General features: G+C 61.4%; 29 protein-coding genes. All 29 read left to right on the top strand.

Going from position 1 to position 20,569, the window contains the following annotated elements; genetic code table 11:
- Positions 1-13: 13 nt before the first annotated feature.
- The 29 genes from IAU68_RS03675 (at position 14) to IAU68_RS03815 (ending at position 20,556) form a co-directional block, all read left to right on the top strand.
- Positions 14-184 (top strand): hypothetical protein, encoded by a 171-nt coding sequence (locus IAU68_RS03675; RefSeq protein ID WP_171194421.1) that lies wholly within the window; start codon positions 14-16, stop codon positions 182-184.
- Positions 184-573 carry a hypothetical protein gene (locus IAU68_RS03680; RefSeq protein WP_171194420.1) on the top strand — a complete coding sequence of 130 codons (390 nt, stop codon included), beginning with the start codon at positions 184-186 and terminating at the stop codon, positions 571-573. The genes IAU68_RS03675 and IAU68_RS03680 overlap by 1 nt, the downstream gene beginning before the upstream one ends.
- The gene (locus IAU68_RS03685) at positions 570-2,111 is read left to right on the top strand and encodes a DUF2800 domain-containing protein (protein ID WP_231699084.1); all 1,542 of its coding nucleotides are present in this window, start codon (positions 570-572) and stop codon (positions 2,109-2,111) included. Before IAU68_RS03680 ends, IAU68_RS03685 begins: the two co-directional genes overlap by 4 nt.
- Positions 2,112-2,114: 3 nt before the next feature.
- Positions 2,115-2,264, top strand: coding sequence for a hypothetical protein (locus IAU68_RS03690; RefSeq protein ID WP_171194419.1), 150 nt, complete (start codon positions 2,115-2,117; stop codon positions 2,262-2,264).
- Positions 2,265-2,284: 20 nt separating this feature from the next.
- The gene (locus IAU68_RS03695) at positions 2,285-2,884 is read left to right on the top strand and encodes a DUF2815 family protein (protein WP_171194418.1); all 600 of its coding nucleotides are present in this window, start codon (positions 2,285-2,287) and stop codon (positions 2,882-2,884) included.
- A gap of 176 nt (positions 2,885-3,060) precedes the next feature.
- Entirely contained in the window at positions 3,061-3,666 is a 606-nt protein-coding gene (locus IAU68_RS03700) for an NUMOD4 motif-containing HNH endonuclease (RefSeq protein ID WP_171194417.1), read from the top strand.
- A gap of 65 nt (positions 3,667-3,731) precedes the next feature.
- Complete coding sequence (locus IAU68_RS03705) at positions 3,732-6,185, top strand: virulence-associated E family protein (protein ID WP_171194416.1); 2,454 nt, start codon at positions 3,732-3,734, stop codon at positions 6,183-6,185.
- Between the two features lie 281 nt (positions 6,186-6,466).
- On the top strand, positions 6,467-6,754 hold the full coding sequence (locus tag IAU68_RS03710; protein WP_171194415.1) for a VRR-NUC domain-containing protein: 288 nt from the start codon (positions 6,467-6,469) through the stop codon (positions 6,752-6,754).
- Positions 6,735-8,102, top strand: coding sequence for a DEAD/DEAH box helicase (locus IAU68_RS03715; RefSeq protein WP_171194414.1), 1,368 nt, complete (start codon positions 6,735-6,737; stop codon positions 8,100-8,102). Before IAU68_RS03710 ends, IAU68_RS03715 begins: the two co-directional genes overlap by 20 nt.
- The gene (locus IAU68_RS03720) at positions 8,099-8,722 is read left to right on the top strand and encodes a hypothetical protein (RefSeq protein WP_171194413.1); all 624 of its coding nucleotides are present in this window, start codon (positions 8,099-8,101) and stop codon (positions 8,720-8,722) included. The genes IAU68_RS03715 and IAU68_RS03720 overlap by 4 nt, the downstream gene beginning before the upstream one ends.
- 14 nt (positions 8,723-8,736) lie before the next feature.
- Positions 8,737-9,768 (top strand): hypothetical protein, encoded by a 1,032-nt coding sequence (locus tag IAU68_RS03725; protein WP_171194412.1) that lies wholly within the window; start codon positions 8,737-8,739, stop codon positions 9,766-9,768.
- Positions 9,761-10,288 (top strand): hypothetical protein, encoded by a 528-nt coding sequence (locus IAU68_RS03730; RefSeq protein WP_171194411.1) that lies wholly within the window; start codon positions 9,761-9,763, stop codon positions 10,286-10,288. The genes IAU68_RS03725 and IAU68_RS03730 overlap by 8 nt, the downstream gene beginning before the upstream one ends.
- 105 nt (positions 10,289-10,393) lie before the next feature.
- On the top strand, positions 10,394-10,675 hold the full coding sequence (locus IAU68_RS03735; RefSeq protein WP_202880298.1) for an HNH endonuclease: 282 nt from the start codon (positions 10,394-10,396) through the stop codon (positions 10,673-10,675).
- Positions 10,676-10,819: 144 nt separating this feature from the next.
- Positions 10,820-11,245 (top strand): phage terminase small subunit, encoded by a 426-nt coding sequence (locus IAU68_RS03740; protein ID WP_202880297.1) that lies wholly within the window; start codon positions 10,820-10,822, stop codon positions 11,243-11,245.
- A 9-nt stretch (positions 11,246-11,254) separates the two neighbouring features.
- Complete coding sequence (locus tag IAU68_RS03745; protein WP_171194409.1) at positions 11,255-12,901, top strand: terminase large subunit; 1,647 nt, start codon at positions 11,255-11,257, stop codon at positions 12,899-12,901.
- A complete protein-coding gene (locus tag IAU68_RS03750; RefSeq protein ID WP_171194408.1) occupies positions 12,898-14,355 on the top strand; it encodes a phage portal protein in 1,458 nt (485 codons plus the stop codon). Before IAU68_RS03745 ends, IAU68_RS03750 begins: the two co-directional genes overlap by 4 nt.
- Before the next feature lie 13 nt (positions 14,356-14,368).
- Complete coding sequence (locus IAU68_RS03755) at positions 14,369-15,082, top strand: VG15 protein (RefSeq protein WP_171194407.1); 714 nt, start codon at positions 14,369-14,371, stop codon at positions 15,080-15,082.
- Positions 15,083-15,205: 123 nt separating this feature from the next.
- Positions 15,206-15,772 (top strand): hypothetical protein, encoded by a 567-nt coding sequence (locus tag IAU68_RS03760; protein ID WP_171194406.1) that lies wholly within the window; start codon positions 15,206-15,208, stop codon positions 15,770-15,772.
- Between the two features lie 26 nt (positions 15,773-15,798).
- Positions 15,799-16,170, top strand: coding sequence for a hypothetical protein (locus IAU68_RS03765; protein WP_171194405.1), 372 nt, complete (start codon positions 15,799-15,801; stop codon positions 16,168-16,170).
- A 3-nt stretch (positions 16,171-16,173) separates the two neighbouring features.
- Entirely contained in the window at positions 16,174-17,184 is a 1,011-nt protein-coding gene (locus IAU68_RS03770) for a major capsid protein (protein ID WP_171194404.1), read from the top strand.
- 11 nt (positions 17,185-17,195) lie between these two features.
- Positions 17,196-17,384, top strand: coding sequence for a hypothetical protein (locus IAU68_RS03775; RefSeq protein ID WP_171194403.1), 189 nt, complete (start codon positions 17,196-17,198; stop codon positions 17,382-17,384).
- Positions 17,347-17,736 (top strand): hypothetical protein, encoded by a 390-nt coding sequence (locus IAU68_RS03780; RefSeq protein WP_171194402.1) that lies wholly within the window; start codon positions 17,347-17,349, stop codon positions 17,734-17,736. Before IAU68_RS03775 ends, IAU68_RS03780 begins: the two co-directional genes overlap by 38 nt.
- Before the next feature lie 9 nt (positions 17,737-17,745).
- On the top strand, positions 17,746-18,135 hold the full coding sequence (locus IAU68_RS03785) for a hypothetical protein (RefSeq protein WP_231699085.1): 390 nt from the start codon (positions 17,746-17,748) through the stop codon (positions 18,133-18,135).
- A complete protein-coding gene (locus tag IAU68_RS03790) occupies positions 18,132-18,329 on the top strand; it encodes a hypothetical protein (protein ID WP_171194401.1) in 198 nt (65 codons plus the stop codon). Before IAU68_RS03785 ends, IAU68_RS03790 begins: the two co-directional genes overlap by 4 nt.
- A complete protein-coding gene (locus tag IAU68_RS03795; RefSeq protein WP_171194400.1) occupies positions 18,307-18,540 on the top strand; it encodes a hypothetical protein in 234 nt (77 codons plus the stop codon). The genes IAU68_RS03790 and IAU68_RS03795 overlap by 23 nt, the downstream gene beginning before the upstream one ends.
- Positions 18,540-18,902: a hypothetical protein gene (locus IAU68_RS03800; RefSeq protein ID WP_171194399.1), complete on the top strand. Its 363-nt coding sequence runs from the start codon at positions 18,540-18,542 to the stop codon at positions 18,900-18,902. Before IAU68_RS03795 ends, IAU68_RS03800 begins: the two co-directional genes overlap by 1 nt.
- 66 nt (positions 18,903-18,968) lie before the next feature.
- Positions 18,969-19,610: a hypothetical protein gene (locus IAU68_RS03805; protein WP_171194398.1), complete on the top strand. Its 642-nt coding sequence runs from the start codon at positions 18,969-18,971 to the stop codon at positions 19,608-19,610.
- Positions 19,611-19,783: 173 nt separating this feature from the next.
- Positions 19,784-20,158: a hypothetical protein gene (locus tag IAU68_RS03810; RefSeq protein ID WP_171194397.1), complete on the top strand. Its 375-nt coding sequence runs from the start codon at positions 19,784-19,786 to the stop codon at positions 20,156-20,158.
- 62 nt (positions 20,159-20,220) lie between these two features.
- Positions 20,221-20,556, top strand: coding sequence for a hypothetical protein (locus IAU68_RS03815; protein WP_171194396.1), 336 nt, complete (start codon positions 20,221-20,223; stop codon positions 20,554-20,556).
- Positions 20,557-20,569 lie beyond the last annotated feature (13 nt).

Raw genomic sequence — 20,569 nt, forward strand, 5'->3', positions numbered from 1 at the left:
GGAGACACCACCTTTGGACGAAGACTTCGCAATCAAAACCCTGCGCCGGTTCGCGACCGGCAAAAAACTCCCCACCGCTCAACTCCAACACCTGGAGGAGAGCGGTTTTATTTGCGCCACCGACGACGGGAAACACCACCTGACCACCCACGGCGCACTCACACTACGGAAAGGAACCCTCTAATGGCATGGATGACTAAGGGCCTCGCCCTCGACCTGCTCGCAATCCTCACCAACGCCAGCCAATCCGCCTTCGACCGAATCAAGGAAGAGCCGGACCAGGAGAACTGGCCGCCCGCGGAGAAGACACCGGACGAGCCCGAAACACCGAAGCAAGACCCAGCACCCACCCCCAAGCCGGACGCCCAGGAGCCGCCGGCCGTCGACAACACCGCCGACCTGCTCACCGAAGCGAAAAACCTCCTGCAGAGCATCAGCGCCGCCGGTGGCCGCGACTGGATCAAAACCACCCTGCTACCGAAATTCGGCGTCGCGAAACTCTCCGACGTCCCCGCCGACAAACTCCCCGCCCTCATCGAGGCAGCCAAGAACAGGAAGAAGGAAACGCAGTGACCGAACTAAGGCGCTACCTCACCTGCTACGACACCGATAGCCGCAGAGACCTCGTCTACGACACCCACGGCTACCAGCCCCACATCACCGCCCCTGACGGCGGGTGGACACCCGACGACAAAGACGATCTGGAAAAAGCAGCGAACGATAACAAGCTTATCTTCGCGCGCACGCACTCCGGCGACGTCTGGAAGATCGGCTTGTGGCGGTTCAACAAGAAAACCATCACGCTCGAGGACCCGCGCACAACATCACCCGGCAGCAAGCAACGCCTCAAGTACGAGGAGATCGAATCGCTTGGCACCTGCCCGACGCGCGAAACCGACGGCCTGGGCAAAGTCGTCGAAGCGACTGCCGCGAAAACCGAACCTGTCGCGCACGCCGACCGTGACCACGCACTGCTCTCCGCGTCCAGCGCGCACCGGTGGCTCAACTGCACGCCAGCCCCTTACCTGGAAGCAAAGCACCCGGACACCACCTCGGAGGCAGCGGAGGAGGGCACGGCCGCCCATGAACTCGCGGAGCATAAACTCCGCCAGCTCCTCGACATGCCCACCACCCGGCCCGAATCGGAGTGGCATGTCGAGGAGATGGACGACTACACCGACCAGTACGCCGACCACGTCATGGCCGAACTCACCCGCGCCCGCGACACCGACCCGGCAGCGTTCCTCTCCATCGAGGAGCGCCTGGACTTCAGCCACATTGTGCCGGACGGGTTCGGCACCGGTGACGCCCTCATCCTCGGCGGCGACACACTCACCATCGTCGACCTGAAGTACGGCAAAGGCGTCGAAGTCTCCGCCGTAGGTAATCCACAGATGCGCCTGTACGCACTCGGCGCGCTGGCCACCTACGGCATGATCTACGACATCGAGAAGGTGCGCATGGTGATCTTCCAGCCACGCATCGGCAACGTCAGCGTCGATGAGATCACCGCCGACGAACTCACCACCTGGGCAGAAGATGTTGTGCGTCCCGCGGCGGAGAAAGCAATCGCAGGCGAAGGCGACCTCAAAGCGGGCGAGTGGTGCCGGTTTTGCCGGCATGCCGCACAATGCCCCGCACTCGCCGCGGAGATGTTCGCCCATGTGCCCACCTCAGCGGAGCACGTGCCGGCAGCACCAGACCCGGACACTCTCACCGACGACCAGATCGCCACGATCGTCACGCATGCTGGCGAACTGAAAAAGTGGCTGACGAAGGTGGAGTCGTACGCCCTGGCGCAAGCCACCGAGGGCCACAACTACCCGGGTTTGAAGTTGGTGGAGGGCAGGTCGGTGCGCAAGTACACCGACGAGGCCGACGTCGCCCGCACAGTCGAAGCAGCGGGGGAGGACCCGTACAAACCGCGCGAAGTCCTCGGCATCACCGCCATGACGAAACACCTCGGCAAGAAGCGCTTCGAGGACCTGCTCGGCGACTACGTCCATAAGCCGGAGGGCAAGCCCGCCCTGGTGCCGGAGTCGGATAAGCGGCCGGCGCTCGAACTCGCCACACCGGAGAACGTCTTCCAACCTATCGAGAAAGGAGCCTGAACCATGTCCATCTTCGAGGAGGACCTGCCACCTGGTCAGGAAATCCTGCAACAGTCCGCCCCGAGACGAGGCTCGCTCATAGAAGAGTTACTCGCTGCGATCGCGGACGAACTCCACCAGATCAACCAGCACATCGAAGACCGAAATCTCTAGCCCTTTAGGAGGCACCCATCATGGCAACCATCTCTAACCGCGCAGTCAAGGCCCAAGGCCGACTGTCCTACCCGAACCTGTTCACCGCCCGCGCAGCAAACGAGACCGCCAAACCCAAGTACGGAGCAACCCTGCTCATCCCCAAGACCGACACCGCCACCGTCGAACGCATCCAGGCCGCCATCGACGCAGCCGTGAAAGACGGCATCGAACGCCGCATCTTCAAGGGAGCCGTCGACCCCTCGCGCTCCAAGTACCCCCCGCTGCGTGACGGCGACACCCCCAAGGACGACGGCAGCGAACGCGGCGAGGAGTTCGCCGGCCACTGGTTCATCTCCGCGAAGGCACCAGGCGACAAGCCCCGCCCGGCCGTCGTCGACGCCAACGTCCAGCCCGTCATGGACGAGTCCGAGATCTACGCCGGCTGCTACGTCAACATGTTCGTGGAGTTCTACGCCTACGAGAACTCCGGCAACAAGGGCATCGCAGCGTCCCTGCGCGGCACGCAGTTCGTCCGCGACGGCGACCGCCTCGGTGGCGAAACGCTGGAGGCGGAGGACATGTTCTCCGCAGTCGCCGGTGCCGACACGGCATCGTCCGCCGACGACGACTGGCTGTAAATGGACGTCTACATCCGCGTCGTGATGAGCGCACGCGCGCGCACGGCGCTCGAGGACTTCTAGCCCACATCACCACCCATCTGGCCCCGCCACAACCACTGTGCGCGGGGCCATCTCAATCTTCCCACCCCACAACTTCATACATCCCCGGCCCAGCACCTGGAAGGAGACGCACCATGCAACTCGAGAACTGGAAACCCATCCCCGGCTACGAAGGGTGCTACGAGGTCTCTGACCAGGGAAGGGTGAGAAGCCTCGGCCGCACCATCTTCTATCGCGATGGAAGAACGAAAACCATCCGCGAACGGATGCTCAAGCCGAACAACACTGGTAAGGGCTACAAAAACGTCAGTCTGTGGAAAGACCACAAAGTTCAGGTCAAACTCATCCACGCGCTCGTCACCGAGGCATTCATTGGGCCACGCCCCGAAGGGCTTGAAGTGTGCCACAACAACGGAAAACCAGGCGACAACCGGCTTGAAAACCTGCGATACGACACCAGAAGCGCCAACGCACTCGATCGGACGAAACACGGAAATAACCACTGCCGCAACCGAACACATTGCCCCAGAGGACACGCGCTACAGCAGCCGAATCTAGTCCCCAGTCGCGCGAAGCAAGGACATCGAAAATGCCTCGCCTGTCAGCGCGCGCACGCCTACCTGTACCACCACAAAGACCAACGCAGCCAAATGCAACAGCTGGCCGATGGCTACTACCGAAAAATCATGCAATCAACGATCCGCGAGGGGAGCAACCACCAGTGCAAAACCGAGAACTGAAAATCAGCACGGCTTCCAGCAAGACCGCTCTTAAGTGGACCAACAAGCTCACCACGCTCCAGGACATGACGGCAATGGCATACGAGCCAGTCGTAGTGGAGCTCACCAAGAGCGAATACTTCTCCCTCCCGAAGGGAGAAAGAGACAAGCACAAGGATGTCGGTGGATTCGTCGGTGGCCACCTTAAAAACGGCCGGCGTCGCAAAGGCCACGTTCTTTCTCGTTCGCTGGTCACCCTCGACTTGGATAATCTCCCCGCCGAGGTCGACCTCGCAGCAGTGCTCGCGGAGACGCTGCCGTACGCATGGCTCGCGCACACCACATTGAGTCACTCGCCCGAGAATCCACGATGGCGTGTCTGGGTGTGGCTGACACGCGATATTTCGCCAGACGAATATGGCGCAGTTTCTCGCCGTATTGCCCAGGACATCAACCCCGGCTTGAGCTGGTTCGACCCGTCGACGTTCGAAAGTGAACGGCTGATGTACGCTCCGGCCACCCTCACCGACGGCGACTACCACGTCGAAGTATCCAGCAAGAAAGACATCCTCAACCCGGACGACTTCCTTGAGCGTTACGACACTTGGCAAGACGTCACCACCTGGCCCGGCATCACCCCAGAACAGGCCAAGGCTTTCGAAGCCAACGGCAGGCTGGACGACCCGCGGGACAAGCCCGGCATGCTCGGCGCCTTCAACCGCGCCTACCCAATCACCCGCGCGATCGAAACGTTCCTGCCCGAGGTGTACAAACCTGGCACCACCAAGGACCGCTACACCTACACCGGCGGCACCTCGTCCAACGGACTCATCGTCTACAACGGCGGCCACTTCGCCTACTCCCAGCACGCCACCGACCCCGCAGCCGACGGCCACTCCCACAGTGCGTTCGACCTCGTGCGCATCCACCGCTTCGGCGACCTCGACGCGGACACCACCGCCAGCACACCGGCGAACAAGAAGCCTTCGTATGTGGCGATGATGGACCTCGTCAACGACGACCCGGGCGCCCGCGCCGAGAACGCGAAAGCGAGTGCCGCGATGATCGACGAAGTCTTCCAGCCGATCACCACCGACAACGACGAATCTGTGGCAGCGCCGGGACCAGCGGACGAACCGTTAGAAGAAACCAACAAGTTGCCCGTCGACACCGCCGGAGCAGGGGAGAAGCCGGCCTCCAGCAAGGACTGGCTACTCAAACTCGAAACGAAGCAGGACGGCACGTTCAAAGACACCATCGGAAACTTCGAACTCATCCTGCAGCACGACCCCCGGTTCAACCACATCGCCTGGAACAGCCACGCCTCACAACTCGAAGTCCAAGACCCCAGCCTCCTGCCCTGGGACCAGGTCAAACCCGGCTGGACCGACAACGACGAAGCCAGGCTCAAAACCGAAATCGCCCGCACCTACGGCGGGCTCTACGCACCCACCAAAATGAACGACGCACTCCTCTCCACCGCCAGCGCGCGCGCCTTCCACCCCGTGCGCGACTACTTCAACAACCTCCTGCCCTGGGACGGCGTCGAACGCCTCGACACGCTGCTCGTTGACACGCTCGGCGCCGACGACACCGACTACGTCCGCGCGGTCACCCGCAAAACCTTCGTCGCCGCACACCGCCGCACCTTCCAACCCGGCTGCAAATTCGACCACGTCTTAACGTTGGTCGGCCCCCAAGGCGTCGGAAAATCCACCATCTTCGCCCGCATGGCTGGCCAATGGTTCTCCGACAGCCTCACCATCACCGATATGAAGGACAAAACCGGCGCCGAAAAACTCCTCGGCAACCTCGTCGTCGAACTCTCCGAGCTCGCCGGAATGCGCAAAGCGGAAGCCGAACCAGTCAAAGGCTTCATCTCACGCACGGAGGACAAATTCCGGCCGGCCTACGGGCGCACGGTGCAGACCTACCCGCGCCAGTGCATCATCGTCGGCTCCACCAACGCCGACGAAGGGTTCTTGCGCGACACCACCGGCAACCGCCGCTGGTGGCCCGTACACGTAACAGGGGAGGGGTGGCTCGGCAAACCCCACGACCTTGACCAGCACACCATCGACCAACTCTGGGCCGAAGCACGCGCACGCGACCTCGCCGGCGAAGACCTCTACCTCACCGGCGAGGTGCTCGAAGCCGCCGAGCACGCCCAGGCCGAGAGCGTTGAGGCGGACGACCGCATCGGCATCGTCCAGGAATACCTCGACAAAATCCTGCCGCCGAACTGGGATCGACTATCCCTCACGGCTCGGAGGATCTGGCTCGCCGATGAGTCAATCTCCGACGCCGATAAAGCGCCGGACATGTGGGATAAAGCCGGGAAGCGAACAAGCGTCTCGAAGATCGAGATCTGGTCGGAGTGCTTCGGCCGCGACCCGGACGCGATGCGCAAGATCGACTCGCACGAGATCACCGCGATCATGCAACAAGTCGACGGTTGGGAAGACACGGGCAAATTAAAGCGCCTCCCGATCTACGGCAGGCAAAGACTATTCGAGCGCTCACGTGTTCGAGTTGCCTAACCGGTGGAACAAAGTGGTGGACAAAGCGTCTGGCACTTTGTTCCACCCCGGAACAAACGGAACAAACTAAAACTTTGTTCCACACTTTGTTCCACCCCGAAAAGTGCGCGCTAGCGGGGGAATCACTGACACTGGAACAAACGGAACAAAGTTTTTACAAAAAGAGAATATATGAGTTTAGGGGGCCTAATGTACGGCGACGCAAACATACCCCCTAAATCCATTACCTAATTACAAACCACCCCAACTTTGTTCCAGAAACGAAGAAAGGACTCACGAAAATGCTCGAAAAAGCAATCGAACGAAAACTTATGACCCTCACAAAGGAGCGAGGCGGGTACTGCCCAAAGTTCACCAGCCCCGGAACTGCTGGCATGCCGGACCGAATCATCATTCTCCCCGGCGGAAAGATGGGGTTCGTCGAAGTAAAAGCGCCAGGTCAGCAACCACGACCACTCCAAAAAGTTCAGCACAAAAAACTGCGCGACCTCGACATCCCCGTCTATGTCCTAGATAGCCCCGACACCGACACCATCACCGGAATACTCGATGCAATACAAGCCGCATGACTACCAACGCCACACCACCCAATTCATCATCGACCATCCCGAGTGCGCCATCTTTCTAGGAATGGGCATGGGCAAGACAATCTCCACCCTCACCGCCATCGAAGCACTCAAGCACGACTACTTCGACGTCGACAAGGTGCTTGTCGTCGCCCCGGTCCGCGTCGCCCGCGACACATGGCCCGCCGAGATCGAGAAGTGGGACCACCTTGCCGACCTCACTGTCAGCCCCATCATCGGCACCGCGGGGCAGCGCGCCGCCGCCGCCGACCGCCAGGCCGACATTTACACCATCGGCCGGGAGAACATCCCCTGGCTCGTCAAACACCACGGCGGACGGTGGCCCTACGACATGGTCATCATCGACGAACTCTCATCGTTCAAGAACCCTCAAGCCAAGCGCTTCAAAGCACTGAAAAAAGTACGGCCGAAAATCACCCGCATCGTCGGACTCACCGGCACCCCAGCGCCCAACAGTCTGCTGGACATTTGGGCGCCGTTCCGTCTCATCGACAACGGCCAACGCCTCGGAAAGTTCATCACCCACTACCGTGACCAGTATTTCCTGCCCGATAAGCGCAACGGGCAAGTCGTCTACTCGTGGAAGATCCGGCCCGGCGCGGACCAGGCGATCTACGACAACATCGCCGACATCACCGTCAGCATGCGCACCACCGACTACCTCACCCTGCCGGAGGCCACCCGCCAGCACATCGAGGTCACCCTCGCCCCGAAGGAGAAGAAGATGATCGACACGCTGAAGAAAGATCTCGTCCTGGACCTCGGCGACGACACCATCGACGCCGAAAACGCAGCCACCCTGTCCAACAAACTCCTCCAACTGGCAGGAGGGGCTATCTACTCCCAGGACGGCGACGTCATCGAAGTCCACGACCAGAAACTCAACGCCCTTGCTGAACTCGCTGACCAGGCCGACGGCAACACACTGCTGGTCTGCTACTGGTTCAAGCACGAACGCGACCGCATCCTCGCGCGCATCCCCGGGGCGCGCGTGCTGGACACCAAGCAGGACTTCGAGGATTGGAACGACGGTAAAGTCCCTGTTGGGTTGATCCACCCCGCGTCCGCCGGCCACGGCCTGAATCTGCAGGCCGGTGGGCACATCATGGTGTGGTTCACCACCCCCTGGTCCCTGGAACTTTACGAGCAGGCGAACGCGCGCCTGAACCGGCAAGGGCAAACCGAACCGGTCAGCATCATCCACATTGACACCGCCAATTCGATCGACCAAGACGTGCACGCAGCCTTGGCGCGCAAGGACACCACCCAATCCGCACTCATCGAAGCCGTCGCCGCCGAACTCGACCAAGCAGAGAGGACCGCAGCATGACCGACCCGTTTGAACTGAAGCGCGCAGCCATCCGACTGCGCGACCAATACCGGGCCCTCAACGAACTGAAAATGACGCCACCGCGATCAACGACGGCCCGCAAGATGAAACCCACCTTCGGCCCCCAATCATGCATCCCTGACGGCGACTGGGCGCTTAACATCGAGTTACTTCTCGTTGACGAAGGCGACGACGATAATTCCAACCACGAAGCACCCAGCGGATTGTTCAACATGGTCGTAGACGCCCAACGCTACATCCACAACAAGACCATTCAGAACAAAGACGGCCACCGCCTCGCTAACTTCGTCGCCTTGCACTCAGGTGCGATCGCGAACCAGTTCCCAGCCGCCGACGACCTCTTGGAACTCATCATCGAGCAGACCGCGTATATCGCCCGCCATATTGAGAAGCGCGTAGGTGCGCCACTCCCACGGGCGGAAGCCCGACACAACTCCACCGTTATCTGTGCGTTACTGGCCCAACAGGGGGTGAGCGTGACACCGGATCTCCTGCGGAAGTGGGCAGAACGTGGAAAGCTGACAGTTGCGCACCGTGATGGGCGCAATGGGTACCTCCTGTCGGAGGTGTTCAGCGTCGCATTGTCATCCACCCGATAACGAAGGAATACGACATGGCCGAGTACTCGCTAACTCCTTACCTTTTCTCCGTGGCGAAGAAGTATAAACCCGAAGACAGCCGGAAAATGGTGAACCTGAGTGAGAACCCAGATCTCACGGCCACCGAGTTCATGACGAACTGCTTTCTTTCCCTTGTTGGAGAGGAAAACCCACGGGAATTTGGCGCCGCAGACAGCCGTCTTCTTGAAGGGGTGGATGTTCTTGCTTACGAAGACCAAGTCCTTTTCAAGATGAGGGTCGGAGTGACCGGCTTTACTAGCAGCCTCGACCTGTCTTCCATCGGTGCATCTGCGCCTCGCAAACACTCTGACCCAGAATGGTTCAACCTCCGGGCCATGTTCGTCAATGTTCCGGGAAGTCGAAAGGGTCTTCTCCTCGTAGAGCGCGTCGCAAACTACAGCGCCTACGGTGTTTTGTCTGATACCCTTAAGGCTGCAGCTCGTTTAAACTTGCAAGAGACGGTCATCAAATTTGAGCCAATCCAGGATCTCAAAGCCGTGGGGCAAGATCTCAGCGACATGCTGACTAAAGCTATCGAGTTCAGGACGATCATCAATCCTGAACGATCTGATGTGGCGGACCGCGCTGCTGGGGAGGATACGATCCAACCATTTGAAAAGGTCGCCCGCCCCTCCATGAAGAGGTATACCAAGTTCATTCAACGTGGTGGACTGGGCACTTTCGGATGGTTTAGGGGCAAGACTGTCGAGCAATTGTCACAGCAATTCGGTTACCTTCCGGACCCGGGAGAAAGTACCGAAGTTGTTGCCACCGTTGAGGATCAAGCAGGCAAGACTCGGACTATCTCAATCCAGAACGAGGAAGCGGCATCTGTTTCTTTCGCGATCGAGCGACAGAATCAGGACAGTGAGCCCACAGATGAGGAGTTTCTCAACACGGTTGAAGAAGTTGTTGGCGTCTTAAGTACCTACATCAATATGACGTCGGATAAACTCGTTGGACTGAGTGAATTTGAAAGCGCGGATGAGTTGGCAGGTGTCACGGAATGGAGGCTAGATGAGTAGTATTCTTTCCCCTGTTGCCTCCCCAACCGGGGTCGTTCGTGACCAGTGGGATACTCTACGGGTCGGTAAGTCGAAAAAGCAGAGAGATTACGGGGCAATTGCTGTCATGTATGTAATCCCGATGCTGTTTGGCATCTGTGCTGGCATATGGGGCAATCCCGTCGTCGATACGGCCGCCCTTCTTGCAGCGGTGGCTGTATACACCGGTCTGATATTCAACTTGTCGTTCAACGTGTTCGACAAAAGTTTGGCTATCAGAAACGATCCTTTCAGGGAAGGTGACGAGGTAACTCTTGAGTTAGTTGACGAGCTCTTCGCCAACGTCAACTACACGGTCGTAGTTGGCCTCATCACGACAGCAGTACTCGTCAGCGCTTCGCTGTTCTCTGCGCCTGACTATATTGCCTGGGCAGCCAGGGTTACCGTGGCCGTCGTCGCCGCCCTCTCGGCTCACCTGTTCCTGATGTCCGGCATGATCATCAAACGGTTTAGATCCCTGCGTGAAACTTTAAAGCCGTAGCGTCGTGTCACGCAGGGTGTTATACTCGACGCGACGACACTATTTCACCCTCCACCCGGGGACCTCCTGGGACGGAGGGTTTTCTCATGCCCGGAGGTGAGACCATTGGCCTGGACTAACCGCGGGCACAACAGCGCCGCCGACATCCGCCGCATTCTCGACCGTGACGGGCACCGCTGCACCGCATGCGGCGACTCTGATGGCCCGTTCGAAGTCGACCACATCGACAACACGCGCGGACCCCACTACAACACTGACGCCAACAAGCAAACACTGTGCGTCACCTGCCACGAGAAGAAAACCCGGGCAGAAGCACGACGAGGACACCAGCGCTACTACGCCCGGCGCCGACTGCCCCAGAAGCCCCACCCCGGACTAATTGGCTAACCCCCACCATTGGGACACCCCAGGGGGTGCCCCCTCCCACCCCGGGGGCCACGGCCGCCCCGAGGGCATAGGGAAAAACGGGCTGTACGGGTTTCAGGATTTACTTTGTTCCGTTTGTCCCGCTGCCAGAAAAGGAGGTGACCTGTGCCAGGACCACCACCGAAGCGTGAAGACCAGCGCCGCCGCCGCAACAAGAACCCGGACGGGTTGACCACTGTCACGGCTGCTGGCGGGAAGCGCCCGAAACTGCCGCGCGTGTCGCCGCACTGGCACCCGCTGATGAAGGACTGGTTCCGCTCACTGAAGGAGTCGGGCCAGTCGCAGTTCTACGAGGCGTCAGATTGGCAGACTGCGCGCCTTCTGGCGGAGATCATGTCGCAGGAATTGAACTCGGGTGAGCCGGTGAAGGCCGCGATGCTCGGCGAGTTCAACCGCGCAGCGGCGTCGCTGATGACTACGGAGGGGGAGCGTCGCCGACTGCGGGTGGAGTTGCAGGCGCCGCAGGCCCAGGAGGACGGCGGGAAGGTCGTCTCGATTATGGACCGGTATCGGGAGAAGTTGTCGGAGTAGGAGGTGGGCATGAGTAGTGTGCCTGCCCCACAGGATCGACTTGTCACGCTGCCGGAGGGGTTACCGGAGTTAACGCTTGGCTATGAGGCTTTGGTGTGGGCGGGTACGTACCTGCGGCACACGAACGGCATGCGGGCTGGGAAACATTGGGAGTTCTCTCGCGAGCAGGCCCGGTTCGTGTTGTGGTTCTACGCCGTTGATGAGAACGGCCGTTGGTTGTTCGACCGTGGTGACCGTCGTCTGGCGAAGGGGTCCGGCAAGTCGCCATTCGCCGCTGTGATGGCGTTGATCGAATTGCTCGCCCCGGTGCGGTTCGACCGGTTCGACCCGGACGTGCCCGGCGGGTGTGTCGGCAAGCCGGTGAATATGCCGTGGGTGCAGATCGCCGCGGTGTCGCTTGACCAGACGGAGAACACTATGCGGCACGTGCGCGCGATGGTGGCGCCTCAGCGGGCGCCGGAGTTGCACCGCGACTACGACCTCGACGTCGGCAAGACCCAGATTTTCGTTGCGCCGGAAGGCAAGCTTGAGGTCATCACGTCCTCGGCGGCGACCGCCGAGGGCGCTGAGGTTACTTGTGTTATCGGCGACGAGTTGGAGCACTGGACACCGTCAAACAGCGGCGTGGAGTTGCATAACACGCTGGTGGATAACTTGACGAAGTCCGGTAGCCGGTTCATCGGCACGTTGAACGCGTGGAAGCCCGGTATCGGCTCGGTGGGAGAGTCTGTTTTCGACGACTGGGTTGCCCAGGAGTCGGGCATGGCGAAGGCGAAGACCCGCATTTTGTACGACGCGCGGATCGCGCCGCCGGATACGGACCTGGCGGACGAGGAGTCGTTGCGCGCCGGGCTCGAGTTCGTCTATGCGGACGCGCCGTGGGCTGACATCGAGGCGATGATCTCGCGTATCTGGAAGACGTCGTCGAAGGTGGATGATTCGAAGCGGAAGTATTTGAACTGGCCGACCGCGTCGTCGGATTCGTGGGTGGACCCGCAGGATTGGGCGCAGATGGCCCGGCCTGGTGTGGTGCCGGCCGACGGTGAGGACGTGGTGCTGTTTTTCGACGGCTCGATGTCGAACGACCACACCGCGCTGATCGGCGCGCGGATGGACGACGGCCACATCTTCACTGTGGGGGTGTGGGCGCCGACGCAGGACACCCCGGATGATCGCCCGATGATCGACTACGAGGTTGTCGACGCGGCTGTCGACCGGGCGCATAAGCGCTGGAGCGTGGTCGCGTTTTTCGCGGACGTGCGCGAGTGGGAAGCCTACGTGCACAACATCTGGCCGGAGCGCTACAAGAGCGAGTACCGGCTGTGGGCGTCGACAGGTGGGCGTAAGGCTGCGCCGATCGCGTGGGATATGCGCTCGCACGACTACGACTTCACCCAAGCGTCGGAACTTGTCGAACAGGAAATCCGCCAGCACTTGTTTACCCATGACGGTGATTCGCGGTTGACGCAGCACGTGCTGAACATGCGCCGGCATGAGGGGCGGTTCGGCATTGTGCCGCGCAAGGAGTCGCGCAAGTCATTGAAGAAGATCGACGCCGGTGTGTGCATGATCGGCGCGCGGATGGTGTGGGTGCTGGCGAAGCAGAAGGCGAAGAAGAAACGTAGCGGTAAGCGGAGAAAGGCGGTGCTGTTATGACGGTCCCTGTGGTGATGTCGAGCGGTCTCACCGAGGACGAGGCACGCCTGATTGGTCGGCTGCAGCATGATCTGGCGTCGTACCGGAAGAAGAACGTCACGAAGTGGCGTTACTACGACGGCGATGTCGAGCTGAAGAACATGGAGATCGCGGTCCCGTCGAATCTGGTCAACGTTGACGCGTCGATTGGCTGGGGTGGGGTCATTGTCGACGCCCTGGAGGAGCGCATTGACTGGCTCGGCTGGACTGCCGACGAGGATCAGGCGGACGGGCTGCAGGCTGTCGCGCGAGAGAACCGGCTGTCTACGGAGTTCAACAAGGTCAAACTCGATTCGCTCGTCACCGGCGTCGGTTTCCTAGAGGTCACTGCCGGTGGTGCGGGGGAGCCGGATGTGATCATCAACGCAGTGTCATCCTCTGACGCGACATATCTGTGGGATGATCGCGCGAACCGTGTGTCGGCGGGTCTGGTGATGAAGCAGGGCCCGGAGGGGGAGGACCTGTTGACGTTGTATCTGCCGGATATGACGGTGACGGTGGTGCGTGAGCATGGCGAGTCCAGGGTGACGCGTCATGTGCATAACCGTGGCCGGTGTGGGCTGGTGGCGTTTCCGAACAAGTCGCGCGCCGGGCGCACTCGCGGCCAGTCTGAGTTGACGAAGCCGGTGCGGTACGCGATTGATCATGCGCAGCGCACGATTTTGGAGATGGAGTACAACCGCGAGATTTACACGACGCCGCAGAAGTGGTTCGCGAATATCCTGCCGGAGGATTTGGGTTTCGACCCGGAGTCTGACGCTGAGATGTCGGAGTTTGAGCGGATTAAGAAGGGCTTCGATGTTGCGATGACTCGGGCGGTGATTCTTCCGACTCAGGAGGAGGATGGGAAGAATCCGTCGACTGGGCAGTATCAGTCGGCGCCGCCGACGCCGTACATCGACGAGTTGCAGATGATCACGCAGCTGCTGTCGTCGTATTCCGGTATTCCGCCGTCGTGGTTTGGGTTTCATACGGATAATCCGCCGTCGGCGGAGGGGCAGCGCGCGCTCGAGGCTCGTAACGTGAAGATGTCGGAGCGACGATGCACGTCCTATTCCGGCCCAATGGACGCGGATGTGGCGTTTATTGTGCAGTCGATTTTGGCTCAGCGGTCCGAGGAGGCTGCGGTGCCGACGCCGGAGTTTATGGCTGCGGTGTCGTCGCGGTGGCGTGACCCGGCGACGCCGACGGTTGCTGCTGCGACGGATGCGGTCACGAAGCAGATCGAGGTCGGCGCACTGGCGCGTAATTCCGTTGTGGCGTTGGAGCGGATGGGTTATTCGGATGCTGATATTCGTCGGATTCAGCAGGAGTGGTCGCAGGAGTCGTTCCGTGAGCTTTTGATGCTGGCGTCGAAGAAGGAGTTGCCGGCTGATCCGCTTGCGGAGGAGTTGGCGCGGCAGCGCACTGAGTAGGGAGGTGGTTGGTGTGCCACTAGGCGCAGCTGAACTCGCTGACTACTGGCAGATTATCGACCAGATTAACCGCATGGCCCAGGCTGACTTCGTCGCACTGTGGCGGATGCTGGAGGCCGAGGACAAGGACACGCTGTTTCGTGGTCTGCAGGCCGGTGTGCCGGAGATCGTCGAGCTGTACCGCAACGCCCAGGCGGACGCGGCGATGGTGTTCTACAACACCACCCAGGGCGTGGCCTACAGCCGGGCTGCCGCGACGACTGCGGGTCGGATCAACGAGGCCCAACTTGAGCAGATGCTGCGCTACGCAGTATTCGGCAAGGGGGTGTCCTCACCGGTCGGTCTGATTTCGGGTGCGATTCAGCAGATGGTGCTGGGTGGGGGGCGTGACTATGCGAATGAGGCATTCGCCCGTGCCGGGGTGGGGTGGTATCGGGTGGCGCGGGCTGACGCTTGTGCGTTTTGCCGCATGCTCGCCACTCGTGGTGCTACGGAGTGGGAGCCGTACACGTCGGCGAACTCGGCGTTCTCGAAGGGCGGGCCGAGCGGTTACCAGTACCACAAGCACTGCCGGTGTATTCCGGTGCTGGCGTCTGAGTACAAGGTGCCGGACTATGTCAACGAGTGGACGGAGACTTACTACAAGGCGTCGGAGAAGGTGTCGTCGACGACTGATTTCCGGGCGATTCTGGCGGGTATGCGCGAGATCGACGGGATCAAACACTAGCCAGACGGAGCAGACACCCAGGTGCAAGTCCTGGGCTGGCACTAACCCCTACACGGAAGGTGTGGGGGTTTCATCATGCCCCGCATGGGGCGACCCACACCTGAAACAGGGAGACGATCAACGATGTTCAAGACCTACCCGATTTGGCTGCGCGCTATCGAAGGATCTGAGGCTGGCGGTTCTGTCGGCGCTGACGGTGAGCCCGAAAAGGGCGCCGATGGCAACGGCGATAAGCCCCAGGGCGACGGCCAGGAGTCGGACGACTCCGAGCAGGTCGACTGGAAGGCACGCTTCGAACAGGCCCAGCAGGACGCCGAGAAGTGGAAGGCGCACTCCCGCAAATGGGAAGACCGTGCCAAGGCCAAAAACGACGGCAACGATAGCGGCAACGACGATATCCGCGCGCGCCTGGCCGAAGTCGAACAGAACCTCAAGGACGCCCGCGCTGAAAACGAGCGCGTGAAAACCGAACGGTTGAAGTTCGAACTCGGCGCCGAATACGGACTGTCTAAAGACGATGTTGATCTGCTGCGAGGTAACGAGGACGACATGCGCGCACTCGCGCAACGCCTCGGTGAGAAGCACGAGCAGCACTACCCCGAAAACCCGTATCAGGGCCGCGGAAGCCAGGGCAGCGCGAAGCAAAACGCTGAAGCCTGGGCCAAGGAACTGCTGGGGAAAGATTCCTGAAATTTGACTGCATAGGAGGATAAAGAATGCAGTTCGCACCCCGTTACCAGGTGCGCGGCGACGTGTCTGTCCAGAAGTGGCTCGGCTCCGCCCACGCCACGGACAATGCACGCACCGTCACCATCGACGGCACCAAGCTCGACGCTTTCACCGAACGCGGTTTCGTGCCCGCCGGCACCCCGCTGACCGCGGCAGAGGGCGGCAAGTTCGCCCCCGCGACCGCCAGCGACGAGCTCGCCGGCTTCCTGCTTGTCGACCAGCCGGTCGACACCACCGCTGACGTGATCGCGCCGCTGCTTGACCACGGCCGCATCCGCGTCAAGTTCCTGCCCGAGGGTGCGCCGGACGTCACTGCGATGCCGGCCAACCCGCACTTCATCTTCGTGAAGGAGGCCTAGACCATGGCTCTTTGGACTGATGTTGCAGACCCGCAGGAGCTGACGGTTGTCGCGCGCGAAGCCGCCCGCGATCGCGAAAAGCGTGACGAGTTCAACCTGGCGCAGTTCCTGCCCAACGAGCACACGCTCTCCCAGACCGTCACCCTTGAGGCCGGTGAGAACGGTTTCGTGGAGGCCGCTGAGTACCGCGCCTACGACGCAGAGACCCCGATCGGTGGCCGTGGTGAGGGCAGCCGTCGGATCGTGTTCGAGTTGCCGCCGCTCGGTCAGAAGCGTCGAGTGTCTGAGTACAACCAGTTGATGTTCCTCGGCGAGGGTGGCGAGTCCGCTATCCGCACCGCCATCGGTAAGGCGGCGGTGCTGCGTGGCCAGGCTGTTGCTGACCGCATGGAGCTCGAGCGTGGTCGTGTGCTGGTGTCCGGCAAGGCCGCGATCAACGAGAACGGTTTCATTGTCGATTCCGATTTTGGTCGTGACGAGGATCTGACTGTCACCGCGGGCACGAAGTGGGGCGAGGCGAGCGCCGATCCGGTGCAGGACATTCTGGACTGGGCTGAGGCATACTCCGATGCCAACGGCGAGGCCCCGGCGTACATCGTCGCCTCCACCAAGGCGATCGGAGCGCTGGCGAAGTACAACGGCTTCCTGCCGAAGGACTCCATCCGTCGCCGCGCGTCGTTCGACGAGATCAACGCGCTGCTCGAGTCCGAGGGTCTGCCGCAGCTGGTGAAGTATGACCGCCGCGTCCGCGTCAACGGCGTGGCCGAGCGCGTCATCCCGGAGGACACCCTGCTGTTCCTGCCGGACGCCGCCGCCGGTCTGGGCAAGACCTTCTGGGGCACCACCCTGGAGTCCCTGGACCCGAAGTACGGCATCCAGACCGAGGACCGCCCGGGCATTGTTGCCGGTGCGTACCAGGACGAGGATCCGCGCGGCGTGTGGGTCAAGGCTGCCGCCATCGGTATGCCGGCGCTCGCAGACGCGAACCTCGCGATGGCCGCAACCGTTCTCTAAGGGGGTAACGCATGGCGAAGATCAAGAATGATTTCTTCGGCGTGGTCTACGCCCGCAAGAAGAACGGTGAACTTGTGAAACTGCGTGCGGGTGACACGGTGCCTTCTGGTGTGGAGGTGCGTGGCGACCTGCACGCGCCGACTGCATCTAAGGGAGGTACCCGTGCAAAGTCCATCACCGCCGATAGCGACACCGACTGATGTAGCCAAGCGCCTCGGACGAGACCTCGACGACGGCGAACTCGACGCCGTCGACGGTCTGCTTGAGGAGGCGGAAGTGCTTATCGAGGGCTACCTCGGCAAGATTCCGCAGCCGGTGCCGCGCCGGGTAACGGTCGTGGCGTCGCGCATGGTCGCCCGCGTCCTGGAGCAGCCTGACGCAGAAGCGTTCTACGCGGAGAGCGTCCAGCACGCGGCAGGGCCGTTCTCGGAGACGAAGCGGTTCTCCACCGGTGCGTCTGGTGGAGCACCGTGGTTGACGGCTGCGGACAAGCAGTCGCTTAGGCAGGCCCGAAGCGGTGGCCGCGGGATTTACACGATCGGGATCGGGTGAGGACCTGTGGTGTTTACTCGTTTGCCGTTCGAGGTCGTCCGGGTGCGGCGCACCCACACCTACGTCGAGCCTGCGGGTGAGACGAGGTACGACGACCTCGGTAACCCGATCGAGACCGACGAGTTGGGCAACGACACGGTCACCGAGGAACGCGACATTGTCCGTGTTGCGGGGTGGGCGGTGCCGCGCGCGGCGGAGCCGAAACTTGCCGGACATGCCCGGCGCACCGTCGAGGTCGAACTGTTTGCACCGGTTGGCACGTTTCGTCCGCAGGACGCGGTCGAACTCCCGGAGCGCGACGACGTCCTCGAAGTTATCGGCGAGCCGGAGAACTACGAGCACAACCTGTTTGGCTGGGCACCCGGCCTAGAAGTGGTCAACCTGGGAGGTACGCAGTGAAGCAACGCTGGGCGCTAGTGAAGACCCCGAACTCGGACGATTTCGTCCGCGTTGGGTCGATGTCGTTCGACGGCGGCTCCCTAATCATCTTCGAAGACGGCGATCGGCGCGTGGTAAAGCGCGCGTATGGCCCGGGTGGGTGGTTGTCGTTCGAGTGGAAGGAGCCAGAGAATGCCAGCGAGGTACAAGCCTAACCGTGCGGGACTACGTGAAGTCCTGGCCTCTGCGCCGGTCGCGTCCTTGGTCGCCGACCACGCCGAGCGCATCGCCGCCGAATGCGGTGACGGGTTCGTCGCGTCGCAGCGTATGGGCAAGTCGCGCCAGCGCGCGATCGTCTACGCGGACACGTGGTCGGCGAAGCACCGTGACGCGCGGGAGAACGTGATGGTGCGGGTGCTTGGCTGATGGCAGGTATCTCCGCGCAAAAGATCGCAGTTGCCGCGCTCCGGGACGCCCTTGGCGTCCGTGTGTCGACGCAACTGCCGGACAGTAGAAACAGGCCGGATCGTTTCGTTGTCCTCTCGCGCATCGGTGGCGGGTCCGACGACTGGGCGACGAAAGACCCGCGCTTTCTCATCGAGTGCTACGACACCTCCGAACTAGGGGCTGAAGAACTCGCCGACGGAGCGTGGGATGCATGGGCGGGTCTTCGCGGGCCCGCCCCGCTGCACCGTGCATATTCCGACAACAATCTGACCCGCTACGACAACCCGGATTTGAAGCATCATCGCTTCCAGTTCACGGGTGGCCTGCAGTTGCGGCGCTGACGCGCTGGGTGCAGGTGGTTTTCCTTTTCAGGCCCGGTCCAACGATCCTGAAAGGACTGAGCAGCAATGGCTGTGAACATCAACAACGCGTTCGTCGGTACCCCACCGATTGATGGTGGCGTGTACTTCAACGCACCGGTCGGTACTCCGCTGCCGACTTCCGCGACCGAGATGCCCGACGATGCCTTCATCGATCACGGCGCGATTGGCCCGGACGGCTTCAACGTCCAGCCGACCCGCACATCCAACACTGAGAAAATGTTCGGTGGCGGTGACTGGGTCGACACCCAGGACGACTACACCGAGGAAGTCACCCTGACATTCCTCGAGGACGACAACGAGGGTGTCATCGACACGATATACGGCGAGGACAATGTGGTGATCACCCCAGGTGCAGAGGGCACCCAGAAGACGATTTACCACACCAAGCAGCGTCTGCCGATCAAGTCGCACGTTATCCGCGCTATGGACGGCGACAAGTACAAGACTTATGTCATCCCGCGCGGTCGTATCACCACGGCGGAGAAGACCGCGGATGTGCACACCGCGTCGACGAAGTACAACGTCACGATCAAGGCGTTCCCGTACGTGCTCGAGGACGCGGACGGTGAGGACCGCGAGGTGTACGTCGTGGAGTACCGCGACGACGGCCGTCCGGCCGAGGAGACTCGCGAGACCGCGAACGCGGAGGCCGGCGCCACCCAGTAGCGCCAGCAACCCCTGGGCGGAGCAGCAGGGGTCAACAAATACCACTGCTCCCCATTCTCACCCGGTGAACGCAGGGAAAATCACTCCCTTTGGACCGGGCCTGCCCTGACTTTCACCGGGTGGGCCTAAACGTTGCCCGGTCCAACAACCCCAACCCGAAAGGTCTGGTCCACATGGCTTTTGTAATCTCCGCAGATTTCGAACCCATCGAGTTTGAGATCCCCGCTGGTAAGGCGAAAACGGTAACTATTTCGGTGCCTCCGTTCGACTGCTACTCACCGGCGGATATCGCGAAAATGAATGCCGATCTCAAAAAGTACGAGCACGACGACGAGATCGATGACGTAAACAATCCAGCAAAGACGGTGACGGCTCTGCTGCGGTTCCAGCTGAAGCACTTCAACCCGGGCAAGCAGAAAGCGGACGCCATCGATGCTCTCACCGTGCGCCAGCTGAACGAGATCGACAAGATCTGGACTGAGAAGTCCGAGGTGACTCTGGGGGAATCCGAAGCCTCCACCGACGATTCTTCCGCGACCGAGGAGTAACCGACGCGCTACGCGCCGACCTCATGGAGCGCGGCCGCTCACTTAGTGAACTGGGCCGCACCATGACCTGGTCCGATCTGCGTGCCTTCGTTGAACATCTGCCGATGACGTCGCATTTCTGGCGCAAGGAGGAACCAGAACAAGCGAAACTCATCGCCTGGGTGGAAGGACTCGCAACGCCGCATGTGGCGGTGGTGGGGGAGTTGTACGACCTGGTCGAGCGGCACGTGTTCCCGACCGCGGGGGCGGAGCCGATTCTGCAGCGCATGCAGCAGCGCGCGCTGGACAACCTGCGCCAAACACAGGGGGAGGCAAAACCGGCTGAACCGGTGAAACCTGCGCGCCGACGTAAGTCCGCGGCAGAGATTCGAGCCCAGTTAGAGCGGGCACACCACTAGCGCTGGAAGGGCG

The organism is Corynebacterium lujinxingii (assembly GCF_014490555.1).
Taxonomy (GTDB): Bacteria; Actinomycetota; Actinomycetes; order Mycobacteriales; family Mycobacteriaceae; genus Corynebacterium; species Corynebacterium lujinxingii.

What these genes read in the sequence shown, in the direction of transcription:
- IAU68_RS03710 (WP_171194415.1), top strand. Translation starts at nt 6,467, where the DNA reads ATGCTCGAAAAAGCAATCGAACGAAAACTTATGACCCTCACAAAGGAG.
- IAU68_RS03725 (WP_171194412.1), top strand. Translation starts at nt 8,737, where the DNA reads ATGGCCGAGTACTCGCTAACTCCTTACCTTTTCTCCGTGGCGAAGAAG.
- IAU68_RS03695 (WP_171194418.1), top strand. Translation starts at nt 2,285, where the DNA reads ATGGCAACCATCTCTAACCGCGCAGTCAAGGCCCAAGGCCGACTGTCC.
- IAU68_RS03765 (WP_171194405.1), top strand. Translation starts at nt 15,799, where the DNA reads ATGCAGTTCGCACCCCGTTACCAGGTGCGCGGCGACGTGTCTGTCCAG.
- IAU68_RS03815 (WP_171194396.1), top strand. Translation starts at nt 20,221, where the DNA reads ATGACCTGGTCCGATCTGCGTGCCTTCGTTGAACATCTGCCGATGACG.
- IAU68_RS03775 (WP_171194403.1), top strand. Translation starts at nt 17,196, where the DNA reads ATGGCGAAGATCAAGAATGATTTCTTCGGCGTGGTCTACGCCCGCAAG.
- IAU68_RS03680 (WP_171194420.1), top strand. Translation starts at nt 184, where the DNA reads ATGGCATGGATGACTAAGGGCCTCGCCCTCGACCTGCTCGCAATCCTC.
- IAU68_RS03690 (WP_171194419.1), top strand. Translation starts at nt 2,115, where the DNA reads ATGTCCATCTTCGAGGAGGACCTGCCACCTGGTCAGGAAATCCTGCAA.
- IAU68_RS03795 (WP_171194400.1), top strand. Translation starts at nt 18,307, where the DNA reads ATGCCAGCGAGGTACAAGCCTAACCGTGCGGGACTACGTGAAGTCCTG.
- IAU68_RS03805 (WP_171194398.1), top strand. Translation starts at nt 18,969, where the DNA reads ATGGCTGTGAACATCAACAACGCGTTCGTCGGTACCCCACCGATTGAT.
- IAU68_RS03770 (WP_171194404.1), top strand. Translation starts at nt 16,174, where the DNA reads ATGGCTCTTTGGACTGATGTTGCAGACCCGCAGGAGCTGACGGTTGTC.
- IAU68_RS03760 (WP_171194406.1), top strand. Translation starts at nt 15,206, where the DNA reads ATGTTCAAGACCTACCCGATTTGGCTGCGCGCTATCGAAGGATCTGAG.
- IAU68_RS03745 (WP_171194409.1), top strand. Translation starts at nt 11,255, where the DNA reads ATGAGTAGTGTGCCTGCCCCACAGGATCGACTTGTCACGCTGCCGGAG.
- IAU68_RS03750 (WP_171194408.1), top strand. Translation starts at nt 12,898, where the DNA reads ATGACGGTCCCTGTGGTGATGTCGAGCGGTCTCACCGAGGACGAGGCA.
- IAU68_RS03715 (WP_171194414.1), top strand. Translation starts at nt 6,735, where the DNA reads ATGCAATACAAGCCGCATGACTACCAACGCCACACCACCCAATTCATC.
- IAU68_RS03720 (WP_171194413.1), top strand. Translation starts at nt 8,099, where the DNA reads ATGACCGACCCGTTTGAACTGAAGCGCGCAGCCATCCGACTGCGCGAC.
- IAU68_RS03810 (WP_171194397.1), top strand. Translation starts at nt 19,784, where the DNA reads ATGGCTTTTGTAATCTCCGCAGATTTCGAACCCATCGAGTTTGAGATC.
- IAU68_RS03730 (WP_171194411.1), top strand. Translation starts at nt 9,761, where the DNA reads ATGAGTAGTATTCTTTCCCCTGTTGCCTCCCCAACCGGGGTCGTTCGT.
- IAU68_RS03700 (WP_171194417.1), top strand. Translation starts at nt 3,061, where the DNA reads ATGCAACTCGAGAACTGGAAACCCATCCCCGGCTACGAAGGGTGCTAC.
- IAU68_RS03705 (WP_171194416.1), top strand. Translation starts at nt 3,732, where the DNA reads ATGACGGCAATGGCATACGAGCCAGTCGTAGTGGAGCTCACCAAGAGC.
- IAU68_RS03800 (WP_171194399.1), top strand. Translation starts at nt 18,540, where the DNA reads ATGGCAGGTATCTCCGCGCAAAAGATCGCAGTTGCCGCGCTCCGGGAC.